This window comes from Neobacillus niacini NBRC 15566 (genome assembly GCF_001591505.1).
Lineage (GTDB): Bacteria > Bacillota > Bacilli > Bacillales > Cytobacillaceae > Neobacillus > Neobacillus niacini.
The window spans coordinates 59,634-74,514 of record NZ_BCVA01000005.1; the positions used below are offsets into that span (position 1 = coordinate 59,634).

Annotated in this window: 18 protein-coding genes; 15 read left to right on the top strand and 3 right to left on the bottom strand. The window is 37.8% G+C overall.

Features of this window, described 5'->3' with window-relative positions; translation table 11 throughout:
* Window positions 1–115: 115 nt before the first annotated feature.
* From BANA01_RS06400 to mbcS, 4 genes are all read left to right on the top strand, one after another.
* Entirely contained in the window at window positions 116–1,270 is a 1,155-nt protein-coding gene (locus BANA01_RS06400; RefSeq protein WP_063252229.1) for a cysteine desulfurase family protein, read from the top strand.
* Entirely contained in the window at window positions 1,260–2,468 is a 1,209-nt protein-coding gene (thiI, locus tag BANA01_RS06405) for a tRNA uracil 4-sulfurtransferase ThiI (protein WP_063252231.1), read from the top strand. Before BANA01_RS06400 ends, thiI begins: the two co-directional genes overlap by 11 nt.
* A gap of 289 nt (window positions 2,469–2,757) precedes the next feature.
* On the top strand, window positions 2,758–2,964 hold the full coding sequence (locus BANA01_RS06410; RefSeq protein ID WP_063252233.1) for an alpha/beta-type small acid-soluble spore protein: 207 nt from the start codon (window positions 2,758–2,760) through the stop codon (window positions 2,962–2,964).
* Window positions 2,965–3,109: 145 nt separating this feature from the next.
* Window positions 3,110–4,693: an acyl-CoA synthetase MbcS gene (gene mbcS / locus BANA01_RS06415; protein WP_063252235.1), complete on the top strand. Its 1,584-nt coding sequence runs from the start codon at window positions 3,110–3,112 to the stop codon at window positions 4,691–4,693.
* Between the two features lie 45 nt (window positions 4,694–4,738).
* Here the strand turns inward: mbcS and BANA01_RS06420 are convergent, their stop codons facing one another.
* Window positions 4,739–5,557 carry an NAD kinase gene (locus BANA01_RS06420; protein ID WP_063252236.1) on the bottom strand — a complete coding sequence of 273 codons (819 nt, stop codon included), beginning with the start codon at window positions 5,555–5,557 and terminating at the stop codon, window positions 4,739–4,741.
* A gap of 156 nt (window positions 5,558–5,713) precedes the next feature.
* Here BANA01_RS06420 and sppA point away from each other — a divergent pair, with 156 nt between their 5' ends.
* The 9 genes from sppA to BANA01_RS06465 all read left to right on the top strand — a co-directional run bounded on the left by sppA (window position 5,714) and on the right by BANA01_RS06465 (window position 13,092).
* On the top strand, window positions 5,714–6,724 hold the full coding sequence (sppA, locus tag BANA01_RS06425; RefSeq protein WP_034676792.1) for a signal peptide peptidase SppA: 1,011 nt from the start codon (window positions 5,714–5,716) through the stop codon (window positions 6,722–6,724).
* Window positions 6,725–6,759: 35 nt separating this feature from the next.
* Window positions 6,760–7,215, top strand: coding sequence for an RDD family protein (locus tag BANA01_RS06430; RefSeq protein ID WP_052106434.1), 456 nt, complete (start codon window positions 6,760–6,762; stop codon window positions 7,213–7,215).
* Window positions 7,216–7,295: 80 nt separating this feature from the next.
* Window positions 7,296–7,988: a DUF2953 domain-containing protein gene (locus BANA01_RS06435; protein ID WP_034676795.1), complete on the top strand. Its 693-nt coding sequence runs from the start codon at window positions 7,296–7,298 to the stop codon at window positions 7,986–7,988.
* Window positions 7,989–8,005: 17 nt separating this feature from the next.
* On the top strand, window positions 8,006–8,482 hold the full coding sequence (ytfJ, locus tag BANA01_RS06440) for a GerW family sporulation protein (protein ID WP_034676797.1): 477 nt from the start codon (window positions 8,006–8,008) through the stop codon (window positions 8,480–8,482).
* Between the two features lie 167 nt (window positions 8,483–8,649).
* A complete protein-coding gene (gene tpx / locus BANA01_RS06445) occupies window positions 8,650–9,150 on the top strand; it encodes a thiol peroxidase (RefSeq protein WP_034676799.1) in 501 nt (166 codons plus the stop codon).
* Between the two features lie 68 nt (window positions 9,151–9,218).
* Entirely contained in the window at window positions 9,219–10,202 is a 984-nt protein-coding gene (locus tag BANA01_RS06450; RefSeq protein WP_034676801.1) for a class I SAM-dependent methyltransferase, read from the top strand.
* Between the two features lie 244 nt (window positions 10,203–10,446).
* A complete protein-coding gene (locus BANA01_RS06455) occupies window positions 10,447–11,634 on the top strand; it encodes an acetate kinase (protein ID WP_034676928.1) in 1,188 nt (395 codons plus the stop codon).
* Between the two features lie 109 nt (window positions 11,635–11,743).
* Window positions 11,744–12,580, top strand: coding sequence for an EcsC family protein (locus BANA01_RS06460; protein WP_034676803.1), 837 nt, complete (start codon window positions 11,744–11,746; stop codon window positions 12,578–12,580).
* Window positions 12,580–13,092, top strand: a complete 513-nt coding sequence (locus BANA01_RS06465) for a MogA/MoaB family molybdenum cofactor biosynthesis protein (protein WP_034676805.1) — start codon at window positions 12,580–12,582, stop codon at window positions 13,090–13,092. Before BANA01_RS06460 ends, BANA01_RS06465 begins: the two co-directional genes overlap by 1 nt.
* 37 nt (window positions 13,093–13,129) lie before the next feature.
* Here the strand turns inward: BANA01_RS06465 and BANA01_RS06470 are convergent, their stop codons facing one another.
* Together BANA01_RS06470 and BANA01_RS06475 are read right to left on the bottom strand one after the other, a co-directional pair.
* Window positions 13,130–13,444 (bottom strand): hypothetical protein, encoded by a 315-nt coding sequence (locus tag BANA01_RS06470; RefSeq protein WP_034676807.1) that lies wholly within the window; start codon window positions 13,442–13,444, stop codon window positions 13,130–13,132.
* Between the two features lie 64 nt (window positions 13,445–13,508).
* The gene (locus BANA01_RS06475; RefSeq protein ID WP_034676809.1) at window positions 13,509–13,952 is read right to left on the bottom strand and encodes a universal stress protein; all 444 of its coding nucleotides are present in this window, start codon (window positions 13,950–13,952) and stop codon (window positions 13,509–13,511) included.
* A 103-nt stretch (window positions 13,953–14,055) separates the two neighbouring features.
* Here BANA01_RS06475 and BANA01_RS29825 point away from each other — a divergent pair, with 103 nt between their 5' ends.
* Window positions 14,056–14,214, top strand: a complete 159-nt coding sequence (locus tag BANA01_RS29825) for a hypothetical protein (protein WP_169803653.1) — start codon at window positions 14,056–14,058, stop codon at window positions 14,212–14,214.
* A 141-nt stretch (window positions 14,215–14,355) separates the two neighbouring features.
* Complete coding sequence (locus BANA01_RS06480; RefSeq protein ID WP_176573614.1) at window positions 14,356–14,706, top strand: hypothetical protein; 351 nt, start codon at window positions 14,356–14,358, stop codon at window positions 14,704–14,706.
* The last annotated feature ends 175 nt before the right edge of the window (window positions 14,707–14,881 follow it).

The window sequence follows — 14,881 nt, forward strand, 5'->3', positions numbered from 1 at the left end:
ACCGATTTTGCTAAAAAGTGGCAAATCGGTTTTTCTTTTTCTCGCTCACAAAGTTTTTTCAATTGATTAAGTTTGTGGTAAGATTTAGTCCTGCAAAGGTAGGTGTGTTAGTAAGATGATTTATTTTGATAATAGTGCAACGACAAGACCATATAACGAGGTTTTAAACTCATTTGTAAAGGTCTCAAGTGAATATTTTGGCAATCCCTCATCCCTTCATGGGCTAGGGCTGCAAGCTGAAAAACTTCTCACACAGGCTCGTACGCAAATAGCCAGCCTCTTAACTGTAAAACCAACAGAGATTTATTTTACTTCTGGTGGGACTGAGAGTAATAACCTGGCCATTAAAGGGGCAGCGCTGACTCATAAGAACAAAGGAAAACACTTAATTTTATCTAGTGTCGAGCATCCTTCTGTCCGCGAAGCAATGGAACAGTTAAAAAAGTTAGGATTTGACATTACCTATTTGCCGGCTGATCGAAATGGAAGAATCATGGCAGATGATGTCAAAGCTTCTATAAAAAAAGATACAATACTGGTTTCAGTTATGCAGGTAAATAATGAGGTGGGAACCATACAGCCAATAGCAGAAATTGGCAAGCTTTTGAAGCAATATCCAACCATCCTCTTCCATGTTGATGCGGTACAGGCAGTTGGAAAGGTACCACTAAATATAATGGAAAATGGTATCCATTTATGTTCTTTTTCGGCACATAAGTTTCATGGATTAAAAGGGACTGGAGCACTCTTTATAAGAGAAGGTGTTCGATTAGACGCTTTGCTTTCGGGTGGAAACCAAGAATGGAAAGTTAGAAGTGGGACTGAAAATGTTGCAGGAGCTGTCGCCATGGCAAAGGCTCTAAGAATGACGTTAGTAAATAGTGAGCTGGGAATAGAAAGAATGAAAAAGGTTAAAACCCTTTTAAGAGCGGGGTTAAGCAAAATAGATGACCTTACCATTAATACCCCATTGGAAAATTCTGCTCCTCATATTCTCAATTTTTCTATAAAAGGTGTTAAAGCAGAAGTTTTGATCCACACGCTAGAGCATAAAGGTATCTATCTTTCGACAACAAGTGCCTGTTCTTCTAAGAAACAGTTACCAAGTCAGACGCTATTAGCCATGGGTGTTCCAGATGATTTGGCTGACAGTGCATTTAGAATAAGCCTATCATATGATAATACGGAAGAAGAGGCTGAAAAAGTAATTGTGGCAATCGAAGAGGCGGCTAAACAACTAAGAAAGGTTATGAAAACATATGATTTATGATCGAATACTAATTCGCTATGGTGAAATCTCTACCAAAGGCAGAAATCGAAAGAAATTTGTAGACAAGTTAAGAAAGAGTGTTAGTGCTGCGTTGGCACCCTATCCAAATATAAAAATACGGGCAGAACGTGACAGGATGTATGTGCTTGTTAATGGGGAAAATGTTGACGATATCATCAACTCATTGAAAAATATATTTGGTATCCAATCTCTTAGTCCAGCAATAAGAGTGGAAAGAGATATTGAACAAATGAAAGAAGCAGCTCTGTCTTTGGTGACGAGCCTATATAAAGAGGGACAAACTTTTAAAATTACCCCTAAACGTTCTGATAAATCTTTTGAATTAGATACAGCTGGTATTAATCATACCTTCGGAGGCTATATTCTCCAAAACCTCCCAGGCATCAAGGTGGATGTGAAAAATCCTGATATTAATTTGAAAATAGAAGTTCTGAGTGAGGCTATCTACATGTCTTGTGAGAACATCTTAGGGGCTGGGGGATTGCCAGTTGGCTCAAGTGGCAAGGCGATGTTAATGCTGTCTGGAGGTATTGATAGTCCAGTCGCTGGATATTTAACGATGAAGCGCGGAGTAGAAATAGAAGCTGTACATTTTTTCAGTCCGCCGTATACAAGTGATAGATCAAAGGAAAAAGTAATCGACTTAGCAAAAAAACTTGCTGAAATATTTGGTTCGATGAAACTTCATATCGTTCCATTTACGGCTATTCAACAATCGATAAAAGAACAAATTCCAGAAAATTACTCAATGACAACCACAAGAAGATTCATGCTGAGGATTACCGATGAAATTAGAAAAAAACAGGAAGGTCTTGCGATTATTACTGGAGATAATCTTGGTCAGGTTGCCAGTCAAACTTTAGAAAGTATGTATGCGATAAATGATGTGACAAATACCCCAATACTGAGACCTTTGCTCACCATGGATAAAAATGATATTATAAAAATCGCCAAAGACATTGATACCTACGACATTTCGATTAGACCTTTTGAAGACTGCTGTACGATATTTGTACCATCATCACCAAAAACTAAACCGAAAAAAGAAAAAGTCCAGCACTACGAAAGCTTCTTCGACTACGAACCACTAATCCAAGAAGCAGTTGAAGGAACAGAAATGCTCACAATTAAGCCAGACAGAAAAGAACAACCGTCAGAATTTGAGGATTTATTCTAACTCAACTGTGATAAGTTGAGTTAGATATTGTCACAATGTTGATTGGAACGGAAGGCACGAAGACTCCTGCGGGAGAAGCGAGACAGGCGAGACCCCGCAGACACGCAGTGTCGAGGAGGCTCGGCGGTCGCCCGCGGAAAGCGAAGTGCCTGGAGTTCCAATCAACATTCTTATGAACAGTAGCTGTAAATAAGAAATTTGTGAAATATTTGTGAACAATTACCAATTCAAAAAAAGAATACAGCCATGTGATTCTACACATTCTATACTCACAAGGAGGTGATATCACATGGCTAATAACAACAACTCAAATCAATTACTTGTACCTGGTGTAGAGCAAGCTCTTTCTCAAATGAAATACGAAATTGCTTCTGAATTTGGTGTACAACTTGGTGGGGATACTACTTCACGCGCTAACGGTTCTGTTGGTGGTGAAATCACTAAGCGTTTAGTTGCAATGGCTGAGTCTCAATTAGGCGGCGGATTTTCACGATAACAAATGAATAAGATGGCTACAGAGAGTGGGATTTTTCCCACTCTCTTTTATTGCGTGTTTTTTTAGGATAATAATTTTAAATTTTTAAATAATTTTGTATAATAGGTTTGTGATGATGTATATATCTGGAATGAGGGGGAGAATCATGAACCGCGAAGAGTTAATTGCGCCAGAAAAGTATAATCTTGTATCAGAAGTAGAACGATTTGCACAAGACCCGAAAAGATTAGCATTAAAGTGGGAAAGTGAATCAGGGGAAACAAAAGAGGTTACATATGAAGAATTAATTAAAAAAGTTAATCAAGCGGGAAATGTCTTCACACAGAATGGTCTGAAAAAAGGCGACGTCGTTTTAGTGATAATACCAAGACTTATAGAAGCCTATGTTGTATACTTGGCTGCTTTAAAGGCTGGTCTGGTTGTTATTCCAAGCTCAGAAATGCTGAGAGAAAAGGATCTTCAATATCGCATTACACATGGGGATGTTAAAGCAGTAGTCAGTTATTACCCGTACGTGGATCAATTTAAAACTATTACGAGTCAGCAGCCACTTTTAAAGGTTTCAGTTGGCGAGAAACAAGAAGGCTGGATATTTTTAGAAGAGGAAATGCAAGCAGCATTACAAGAATTTGAAATTGCAGATACACACCGTGAAGATATGGCGTTTTTATCCTATACATCAGGAACGACCGGTAATCCGAAAGGAGTAGTACATACACATGGATGGGCGTTTGCTCACTTAAAAACTGCAGCACCAAAGTGGCTCTGTATTGAAGATGGTGATACCGTGTGGGCAACTGCGGCTCCTGGCTGGCAAAAGTGGATTTGGAGTCCTTTCTTATCCGTACTTGGTTCAGGAGGAACGGGGTTAGTATATAATGGCAAGTTTGAACCCAAAAAGTATTTAAGCCTTTTAGAAAAATATTCTGTAAATGTCCTTTGTTGTACACCAACAGAATATCGGCTAATGGCGAAGGTAGAAAACCTAGATGATTATCATTTACCAAGTTTGCATAGTGCTGTTTCCGCTGGAGAACCGCTTAATCGTGAGGTTATTGATACTTTTAAAAGACAGTTTAATGTTGATGTTCGTGACGGCTATGGACAAACGGAAAACACTTTGTTAGTTGGTGTGACCAAAGGGATGGAGTTAAAATCTGGTTCTATGGGTAAACCAACTCCCGGTAATCGAGTGGAAATTATTAATGAGGAAGGCGAAGTTTGTCCGGTGGGTGAAGTTGGAGATATCGCTGTACATGTTGAAACACCAGCACTGTTTAAGAACTATTATAAGGACCCGGAAAGAACGGCCATGCAATTCCGTGGTGATTACTATATAACAGGGGATAAGGCAAAAATGGATGAGGATGGATACTTTTGGTTTGAAGGCCGCGGTGATGACATCATAATCAGTTCAGGCTATACAATTGGACCTTTTGAAGTCGAGGATGCACTTGTAAAACATCCATTTGTTAAAGAATGTGCGGTAGTGGCAAGCCCTGATGAAATCCGCGGCTTTATTGTAAAGGCTTTTGTTGTTTTAAAAGAGGATGTCGATGTAAATGACCCTGAATTAACAAAGAATCTTCAAGAACATGTTAAAACACTTACTGCACCATATAAATACCCAAGAAAAATCGAATATATCTCTGAACTGCCAAAAACAACGTCAGGGAAAATTCGAAGAATAGAACTGCGCCAACAAGAATTGCAATCGACCAAACAATAGTATTGAAAAAGGCTGTCAACTTTTCGACAGCCTTTTTTGCGCTTATTACAAAAATGTTCTCTTCACCTTTTCCCAGAAAGAATTATCTTTTAGCTTAAGGGTTTTAATTTTCTTTTCACTGAGTCTAATCTGGATTTTATCAACATGACGAATGCTCAAAGCCTCATTGTCTAATCCCATTGTAGGGTGCTCATTACCTTCCGAAACGATTTTGAGTGTTAGAGAGCGATTGCCGCCAAGAACAAAAGGAGCACCTAATGTACGATATTTGTTGTTATTAATAGAGGCGACCTCACTCACCTGCATGCAGGGAATTAACGGGTCAACAACAGCACCGTTAACGGATTTATTATATGCTGTACTTCCAGTTGGCGTCGCAACAATTAAACCATCGCCGCGGAAGGTTTCAAAGTGTAATTCATCAATAAAAACATCTAATTCAAGCGTTCTAATGATCGAAGAGCGGATACTAAACTCATTGAGGCATGGAAATATCCCTTGTCCATCAACCATGACTTCGATAATAGGATAACGGCGAACCTTTAGATCTTCATTCGAAACAGTCTCAACCTTTGAAACAGCTTCAACCATTTTAGAAGAATCGTTAATTTTGAAATCACAATACATGCTCAAGCTATCCTTTGTCGTTATACCACAATAGAGTACATCATCACGAAATCCTGTCTTCCGTACAGCTTGTAGGAAAGTACCATCATCCCCGATGCTTGCAATAATATTCGCATCGCGGTGGTCATTTACAATGGTTAAACCGTATTGTTTTGCAGAATCGTCTAAATTGCCGACCTTGTCCAGCATTTCTTTATCCAAATGATGATAAAAGTAGATATTACGTCTATTTCCCATATTGCCCTCCAAATTTTGATTGTAAATTTTGAGAAAAATTCCCATGAAACTTTTTATTTTGATAAACTTAGATAGTCTGCTTTAATTTTAGCATTATTTTGAAACAATATTAAATTATGTAAGGGAAATTATATGAATTAAAGGGGGATTTTTAAAATGAATGGGAAACGATGGGCAGCCCTTGGGATTGCTGCGGCATTATTTTTTGTATCAGTGATGATTAACTTTTTATCTGCATTTGCATTTAAAGGGGTTGAAACGGATTTAAGTGAGCTCTTAGCCGCATCAGAGCTGCCTTTTACAGAGGAAATTGTGCAGGAAGGTAATGAAATGAAAAAAATTGCGGTACTCGACGTTGATGGTGTTATACAAGATACAAATAGTGCGGAATCTTTTTTTCAATCTGTTGGATACAATCACCAGGGATTTATGAAAAAATTAGAGTACATAAAAGAAGATGATACCGTAAAGGGGATTGTTCTTAAGATTAACTCTCCCGGTGGCGGTGTAGTGGAAAGTGCAGAAATTCATGATAAATTAGATGAAATACAAAAGGAAACAAAGAAACCAGTCTATGTTTCAATGGGCTCAATGGCCGCTTCAGGAGGCTATTATATTTCAGCTGGTGCAAAAAAAATCTATGCGAGTGAGGAAACTCTTACAGGTTCTCTTGGAGTCATCATGCAAGGAATTAATTATGAAGGATTGGCTGATAAGTATGGGGTAGACTTTGTAACGATCAAAAGTGGCCAATATAAAGACATTATGAGCCCAACACGCCAAATGACAGAAGACGAACGGAAAATTCTCCAAAGTATGATTGACAATTCCTATGAGGGATTTGTGAAGGTAATTTCAGAGGGGAGGAACATGACAACTGACCAAGTTAAAGAGATTGCCGATGGAAGAATTTACGATGGAAGACAAGCAAAAGAGCTAAATTTAATCGATGGCTTTGGATATCTAGATGATGTCATACAACAAATGATGAAAGATGAAAAACTTAAAGACGCTAAGGTTGTCCGATATACTGACGCATTAGGTTTTGGTTCACTATTAAATTTAAAAGTTCAAAAATTAATTGGTACTGAAAATGAGATGACCGGGCTGATGGAAATTTTATCAAGGCCTAATTCTCCGCGTCTAATGTACTTGTATGCAGAGTAGGGGGGAAACAAATGGAATTTGAAAACCAAGAGGAAATGGATAAACCAGCAGCAATTCAGGAAATAAATCCTGTCTCCGTTCGATTTGCAGGCTTTTGGATGCGGTTCTGGGCATACCTGCTAGATTTGATTGTTATAGGAAGTATAGAGAGATTAATCATCAATCCTTTATTTCGTATTTTTGAGATTCCATTAGTGGAATTCAATATGTTTGCCCCTATCTCAGTCGCTTCAGCAGTCATATTTTATTTATATTTTGTGTTAATGACAAAGTACTTTCATCAGACTCTTGGAAAAATGGTATTTGGATTAAGAGTCATTGATTTAAAGAGTGACAAATTATCCTGGGGAACGATTCTATTTCGAGAATGGATCGGTCGATTTATTTCCGCAACAATTATTATAGGTTATATCGTAGTTGCTTTTTTACCAAAGAAACAAGGTATTCACGACCTCTTTACAGACACCTCTGTTATCCATGTGGAAAGATAATTTTGACTCGCTAACGAATGTTAGCGGGTTTATTTTTTTATCTTGAGGTGATACTAATAGGCTGAAAGGGTGTGAAAAAAATGGTTTGGCTGGTGATAGCATTTATTATTATCATTCTATTCATTTTACTAATCATTTTTTCGAAACTAACTATCCGCCTAAATTATTTTCATCATAATGACAACGATGAATTGAAAATACAGTTTAGAATCTGGTTTGGCTTAATTAGATACACAATAAATGTACCGCTTGTCAAAATCGATGATAACTCCCCAAGCATTGTTGTGAAGGAGAATACACAAATGGGCGAGTCAAGTGAGAAAGAGTCACCAACAAAGGAAGAGCAAATTACAAAAGAAGGCATCATGTCCAAATTTACGAACGCAAAAGAAATCGTTCAGCATGTCTTTAATATGAATGTCATCATCAGCAAATTTATCAAAAGAATAGTAATTAAACATTTCGAATGGCATTCATTAGTGGGTGTAGGTGATGCGGCACATACAGGGATTATAACTGGTGCACTTTGGATATTGAAGGGAAGCGTTATAGGTATGCTTAGTCATTTCTTGAGGCTGAAAGAAATGCCAGTACTATCCATTACACCCCATTTTCAATTAGCGATTATCCAAACCCATATCACATGTATTTTTCAGTTTCGTATCGGGTATGCTATTTTAGCAGGATTAAAACTAATTAAATTCTGGAAGGGCGGACTCCCAAATCTCAAAATGGATACTGCCTATGCGAAGGAAAAAACTAAAACCGTGTAAAAGAGGAGGAAACAGCCATGTCTGAACATCCAATTCAAGGTTTAATGACGACTGCTATGGAAAGTTTAAAAGAAATGATTGACGTTAATACCATTATAGGTGATCCTGTTGAAACTCCTGACGGAAGTGTAATTCTGACTGTCTCAAAAGTAGGCTTTGGATTTGCGGCAGGGGGAAGTGAGTTTAAACTAGACGGGTCACAATCAAAAGGACAAGATGAAGGTAAAGGTCAGCCTAAGCTTCCATTTGGCGGAGGTAGTGGTGGCGGAGTCTCCATCACTCCAATTGCATTCCTAATTGTAAACTCAAAAGGTGTAAAAATGCTTCATCTTGACGAAAGTACTCATCTGTATGAGAAAATCTTAGAATTGGCGCCTCAAGCAGTGGATAAGATTCAGCAAATGTTCTCGAAAAGAAATGAGCAGCAAGGATCACAGCAGGTAGCGCAGCAATCAAAGCAAAACGAAGCTCCTAAGCAAGAATTTGATATATAGGATAAGAAGTTAACTTCCACATATAAAGGGAAGTTAACTTTTTTCATGAAAGTGAAAGCTTAAATCATTGCAAAAAGAATTCTGAAAAGATATATTTACACTGTACATAATTGTAATGAAGGCGAAATGGACTTGCTTTTGTTCGTACGAAAAAGGAGGATGTTTAAATGGCAAACGTAACTTTTAAGGGGAACCCAGTAACATTGTTAGGCAACGAAGTGAAGGTGGGAGACAAAGCTCCTAATTTCAGCGTGTTAGCAAATGATTTATCACCTGTAACCTTAGAAAATACAAAAGGTCAGGTAAGACTAATCAGTGCTGTTCCTTCATTAGATACTGGCGTGTGTGATGCAGAAACTCGTCGTTTTAATGAAGAAGCAAATAGTTTAGGAGATGTTAAAATCCTAACAATAAGTGTAGACCTGCCATTTGCGCAAAAACGCTGGTGTGGAGCAAACGGCATTGAAAATGTACAAACATTATCTGACCACCGCGATCTTTCTTTTGGAGAAGCATACGGTGTTGCGATTCAAGAATTAAGATTATTAACTCGTGCAGTTTTTGTTGTAGACTCAACTGATACTGTTACTTACGTGGAATATGTAAGTGAGGCAACAAATCATCCAAACTATGAAGCAGCACTTGAAGCAGCTAGAAACGCAAAGTAATTTTAAATGACGATAGAAGGCCTCGTCAATTTGATGAGGCCTTTTTCTAATATTCAGGAGGTGTATACATGAAAATCGCTCCAGTCGAACAGCTTTTCACGCTATTCAATGAAACGGCTCTTGTTTTGCAGGAAGAATTATCATGTACATATTTAGAGGCATTAGCCGAAACAGGAGAGAATCTATTTCACGGCTCAATTCTTCAGGAAGAAGTAAGTGAAATAACTGAAAAAAGACTTAATAAACAATATAAAGAATTCAATTTAGACAATTTTACAAAGGAAGAAATTCGTAAAGCCTATCAGCTGGTAATCTTAAAAGGGATGAAAGAAAATGTACAGCCTAACCATCAGATGACTCCTGATAGTGTAGGAATGTTACTTAGTTATCTAGTGGATAAATTTATGACACAGCCTTCCTTCCGCTTATTAGATCCTGCAATTGGAACAGGAAATTTAGTAACAACAGTACTAAATCAATTGCACAAAAATATCCATTCAATTGGTATTGATATTGATGACTTGTTAATTAAACTCGCCTATGTGAACGCAAATTTACAGGAACATCCCATTGAGTTGTTTAATCAGGACAGTCTGGAGCCTTTATTTATCGATCCAGTTGATGCAGTAATCGCTGATTTGCCGGTAGGATATTATCCTAATGATGTACGCGCATTAGATTACCAATTAAGAGCGGAAAAAGGTCACTCCTATGCTCACCATTTATTTATGGAGCAAAGTGTCCGCCACACCAAACCGGGAGGATATCTCTTTTTTATCATTCCAAATGGTCTTTTTGAAAGTGACCAGGCACCACAACTTCGTGAATTCTTTAAGAAAGAAATCATTGTTCAAGGGGTAATTCAACTTCCTATAAGTATGTTTAAGAATAAAAATGCTGCAAAAAGTATCTTGGTCCTGCAAAAGAAGGGTGAAGGGATAGAAGCACCAAAACAAGCATTACTTGCCAATCTTCCGAATTTATCCAGTGTAGTTGAGATGGACAATATCTTGAGAAAAATTGATAAATGGTTTCAAGATAATAAGCGGTAAAACCGGAGCTAGAATCGGTTTTATCGCTTTTTTATTGGTTAAGAACAGTTTGAATAATGTGAATAAATTTTCATTTTGGAGGTAACCGTTTCCATCCAATTTCCTCCTTGAAATGTAATATATACAGTGATTAAATGAGGTGATGAAAGCAATAAACGATGTCGGTTTCGCGCAAAATAACCTTGTACGGAGTATTGAGCTTTCCCGAACCGATGTTGTTTTTATAAAAGGAGCGGTAAACGAAATGTCTAAAATTATTGCGATTAATGCAGGTAGTTCTTCATTGAAATTTCAATTATTTGAAATGCCAAGTGAAGATGTTATTACGAAAGGAATCATTGAAAGAATCGGTTTAAATGATTCGATTTTTACAATTTCTGTTAATGGTGAAAAAGTTACTGAAACTACTGATATACCTGATCATGAAGTCGGGGTTAAAATGCTGCTTGATAAGCTAACTACTCTTGGGATTATTCAATCTTTAAATGAAATTGAAGGAATTGGTCACCGTGTAGTTCATGGTGGAGAAGAGTTTAGTGATTCCGCTCTTATTACAGAAGAAGTTCTAAATAAGATTGAGGCTTTATCGGAGTTAGCTCCATTGCATAATCCTGCAAACATTACAGGAATTAAAGCATTCCAAGCTGTTCTTCCTAATGTTCCAGCTGTAGCTGTTTTCGATACAGCTTTCCATCAAACTATGCCAGAAAGTTCTTATCTATACAGCCTTCCATATGAATACTATGAGAAATACGGTATTCGTAAATATGGTTTCCATGGTACAAGTCACAAATATGTTTCCCAGCGTGCTGCTGAACTACTAGGGCGTCCTGTTGAACAACTTAGACTGCTTTCTTGTCATTTAGGTAATGGTGCAAGTATTGCAGCCATTGAAGGCGGAAAATCAATAGATACGTCAATGGGCTTTACGCCATTAGCTGGGGTAACAATGGGAACACGTTCCGGTAACATTGACCCTGCGCTTATCCCATTCATTATGGAGAAAACCAATAAAACCGCAGAAGAAGTTCTCGATGTCTTAAATAAAAAGAGTGGAATGCTGGGTGTTTCTGGATTCTCAAGTGATTTAAGAGATATTGAAATTGAATCACGTAAAGGGAATGAACGAGCACAGCTTGCATTGGATGTTTTTGCTAATCGTATCCATAAATATATTGGTTCATATGCTTCACGCATGTATGGTGTAGATGCTATCATTTTTACTGCTGGTATCGGTGAAAACAGTGATGTTGTCCGTGAAAAGGTACTAAAAGGTCTTGAATTTATGGGCGTCTATTGGGACCCAGCTTTAAATAAAATTAGAGGTGAGGAAAGATTTATTAACTATCCTCATTCACCTGTTAAAGTAATCGTTATTCCTACAAATGAAGAAGTAATGATTGCCCGCGACGTTGTTCGTTTAGCACAATAATCCTTAATAAAAGGCAGGCTGTCCTAGAGACAGTTTGCCTTTTCACATTTTTTATGTATATTTCTTTGTGATATACTGGAGGGAGAAAAGGAAGGTAGGAGGATTGCCTATGCCATTAACTGACAGGGAAACAGAGGTATTGAATGCAATTAGGGAGTGGGAAAAGCAATTATTAAACTACGAGGCAAATGACCTGCAGCTTACGTATGAAAAATATTTAGAGCGTTCTTTCTCTTTGTTGCCTGAAAAAGTTCAAAGTCAATTTTTTTCAGTTATTGATAGCTGGTTGTTCCATTTGCACGGGATGATTCAGGGCTCTCAATTACAGATGGACGCAAAGGAAAGGATCCTATCTTCAGGTCGTGTTTTTAATAAGGATTTGCATCAAATTGAGGATTTAAAAAAATTAGATATTGATCAATTACAATACATAGCCATGCAGCAAATTGCAAGGCATCGATTATACTCCTTTGCACAGGGGGGCCTGGCGGGGACAGGCGGGCCGCTCCTTTTGGGTACAGACATACCAGCGATGGCGGTTATTAATTTAAGAGCAGTACAATTAATTGCCATGACATATGGTTTTGAGGTAAATACGCCTTACGAGATGATGAGTTCTTTAAAGGTGTTTCATACCGCTTCACTGCCTCCACGTCTACAAAAAGAGGGATGGTCGGTGTTAATGAACGAAATGAAAACCAGCACTGATCATTATTTTTATGAAGGAAATGAAGAAATTACAGATGTAACTTGGCTGGAACAGCCTATCCAACAATTATTGAAAGCTATGGTCATTACGGTGTTCCGCAAAAGACTCATTCAAGGTATCCCTCTTGTTAGTATGGCCATTGGTGCAGGGACGAATTATCAATTAACAAGAAAAGTTACGGAATTTGCCCATAACTATTACCAATTGCGATATCTTAATCAGAAAGAGGAAATCTAATGAGTACAACAGAACATAAGCAGGGAGCTCCAAAGACTGTAAATTGTAAAGTAATTACCGTGAGTGATACGAGAAATAAGGATACGGATAAAAGCGGCAGGTTGATGATAGAATTACTAGAACAAGCCGGGCATGCCATCGTGGACTATTGTATTGTCAAAGATGAAGCAACTCCTATAAAAGAGGCTATCTTACAAGGATGTGAGCGCGAAGATATTGATGTTATTCTAACAAACGGAGGGACAGGAATAGCAAAGCGCGATGTCACCATTGAAAGTGTTCAAAGCATCCTAGATAAAGAAATAGTTGGATTTGGTGAATTATTCAGGATGTTGAGCTATCAAGAAGATATTGGCTCTGCAGCTTTACTTTCTCGAGCAATTGCAGGCGTTGTAAAGAATAAAGGGGTCTTTTCCACCCCAGGCTCTACTGGGGCAGTAAAATTAGCAATGAATAAGCTAATCCTGCCTGAAATAGGCCATGTAGTTAGGGAAATTAAAAAGGATCTTTAAAAATAAAGGAGAGCTCCCGTTAGATAGGGAGCTCTCTTTATTGATGCATTTTATCAGATACAGTTTGGTTTGCTCTATACCAAAGCCACAAATCATTGATGATAGACGCAAGTTCGGCAATTTCGCTGTTTAATTCACATGAGGTTTTAAAGTTACTTTCATTGGAAAGTTGTGTTTGTTTTTGATTTATCATTTTTTCAAGGTCAGCAATTCGATCCGGAATGCTGCCTCTTATTTGTTCCCATTTGAACAAGATAGCCTGCTGGGTTTCATCACTATATTGAGCCCATTCCAATGCTAGATTGGGAATAGAAATACCAAGACGTTGATCAAAGGAAAAATGTTCGTTCATGTGATAGCCTCCAAGACGAGTTATTGCTTTTATTTTACACTACATCTAGAAAGCATTCACGTATTTATTTATGTGTACGGACAATGAGGACATCACATGGTGCGTAACGAGTAATGTGTTCAGAAACACTGCCAATCAAAAACCTTTCAACTGCATTCATACCAGTAGCACCGCATATAATTAAATCAATATCATGTTTTTTAGCGATTTCCTTGGGGATTTTCACTTTTGGAGAGCCATACTCGATTTCATAGTGAACGTGTATAACTCCTTCGTGTATGGCTTGGTTTTGATATTTTTCCAGCATATCGATGGCAAGTTTGTTTGCGCGTTCGGCAATATCTGGATCATATGAATCAATTAAAAGGAATGACCTTGTGTCGATTACATGTGCTAGTAATAGTTTTGCGTTGTTTCTTTTAGCAATTTCAATCGATTTTTCTAGTGCCCACTCTGATTCTTTTGAACCATCCATTGCAACTAAAATATGGCCATATCTTTCTCCCATAGTGATCCCTCCTTACCTAGATTATACATTATTTTCTAGGGATAAATGTTTCAATTTTTCGAAAAATAAAGAGGTAAATATCCATGGAAAGGAGATTTGACCTATGTCTAAACAAGATCCGAACAAAGCTTTTTCATTTGAGTATGATGAGCAAGGTACTACTGAGGTAAGTAATCAAATCATGAATTCCTATAATAGCGGATTTATTGGCCAGGATTTTGCAGTTAGGAACGAGGATGAAGCACAGTACACAGAAGAATAGATTTCAATCAGCTCGCCAGTGGCGAGTTTTCCTATGTGTATGACTATAAATTTTCCTCTGTTAGGGCAATTACCCAAGAATCTCATGTTCATAATGCATATTCTTTTAATGTGTTAAATATAAACATGAGGAGGAAGAAAAATGCAAGAAATTCAGGAAATGACTAATTATATGGGCGCAATTGACCCTAACGATCAAAGGTTTGGTCACCATGGATTTGGTGGATTTGGTCATGGGTTTGGATTTGGAAGACCAGGGTTTGGATTTGGAAGACCAGGGTTCGGATTTGGAAGACCATTCGGATTTGGATTTGGAAGACCATTCGGATTTGGTTTTGGAAGACCATTTGGGTTTGGATTTGGATTACCATTCTTAGGGGGATTAGCACTAGGGGCAGCATTAGCCCCAGGATACGGATACGGATACGGATACCCTTACCCTTACCCATATCCTTACCCGTATTATGGATATCCGTACTACCCATGGTATTAATAGAAAAGAATTATACGAGCTTTGCAAATTTGCAAAGCTCTTTATTTCTTTTATTAATCTACTATTTATTTCATATGATAATGAAGTGAATAAAAGAATTTGGATTTCTACACTTTTTTGGTAAAATGGAAGTGCTTTCAAATTAAAAGCTCGCCTCTCTATCCTTTCTAGGAGA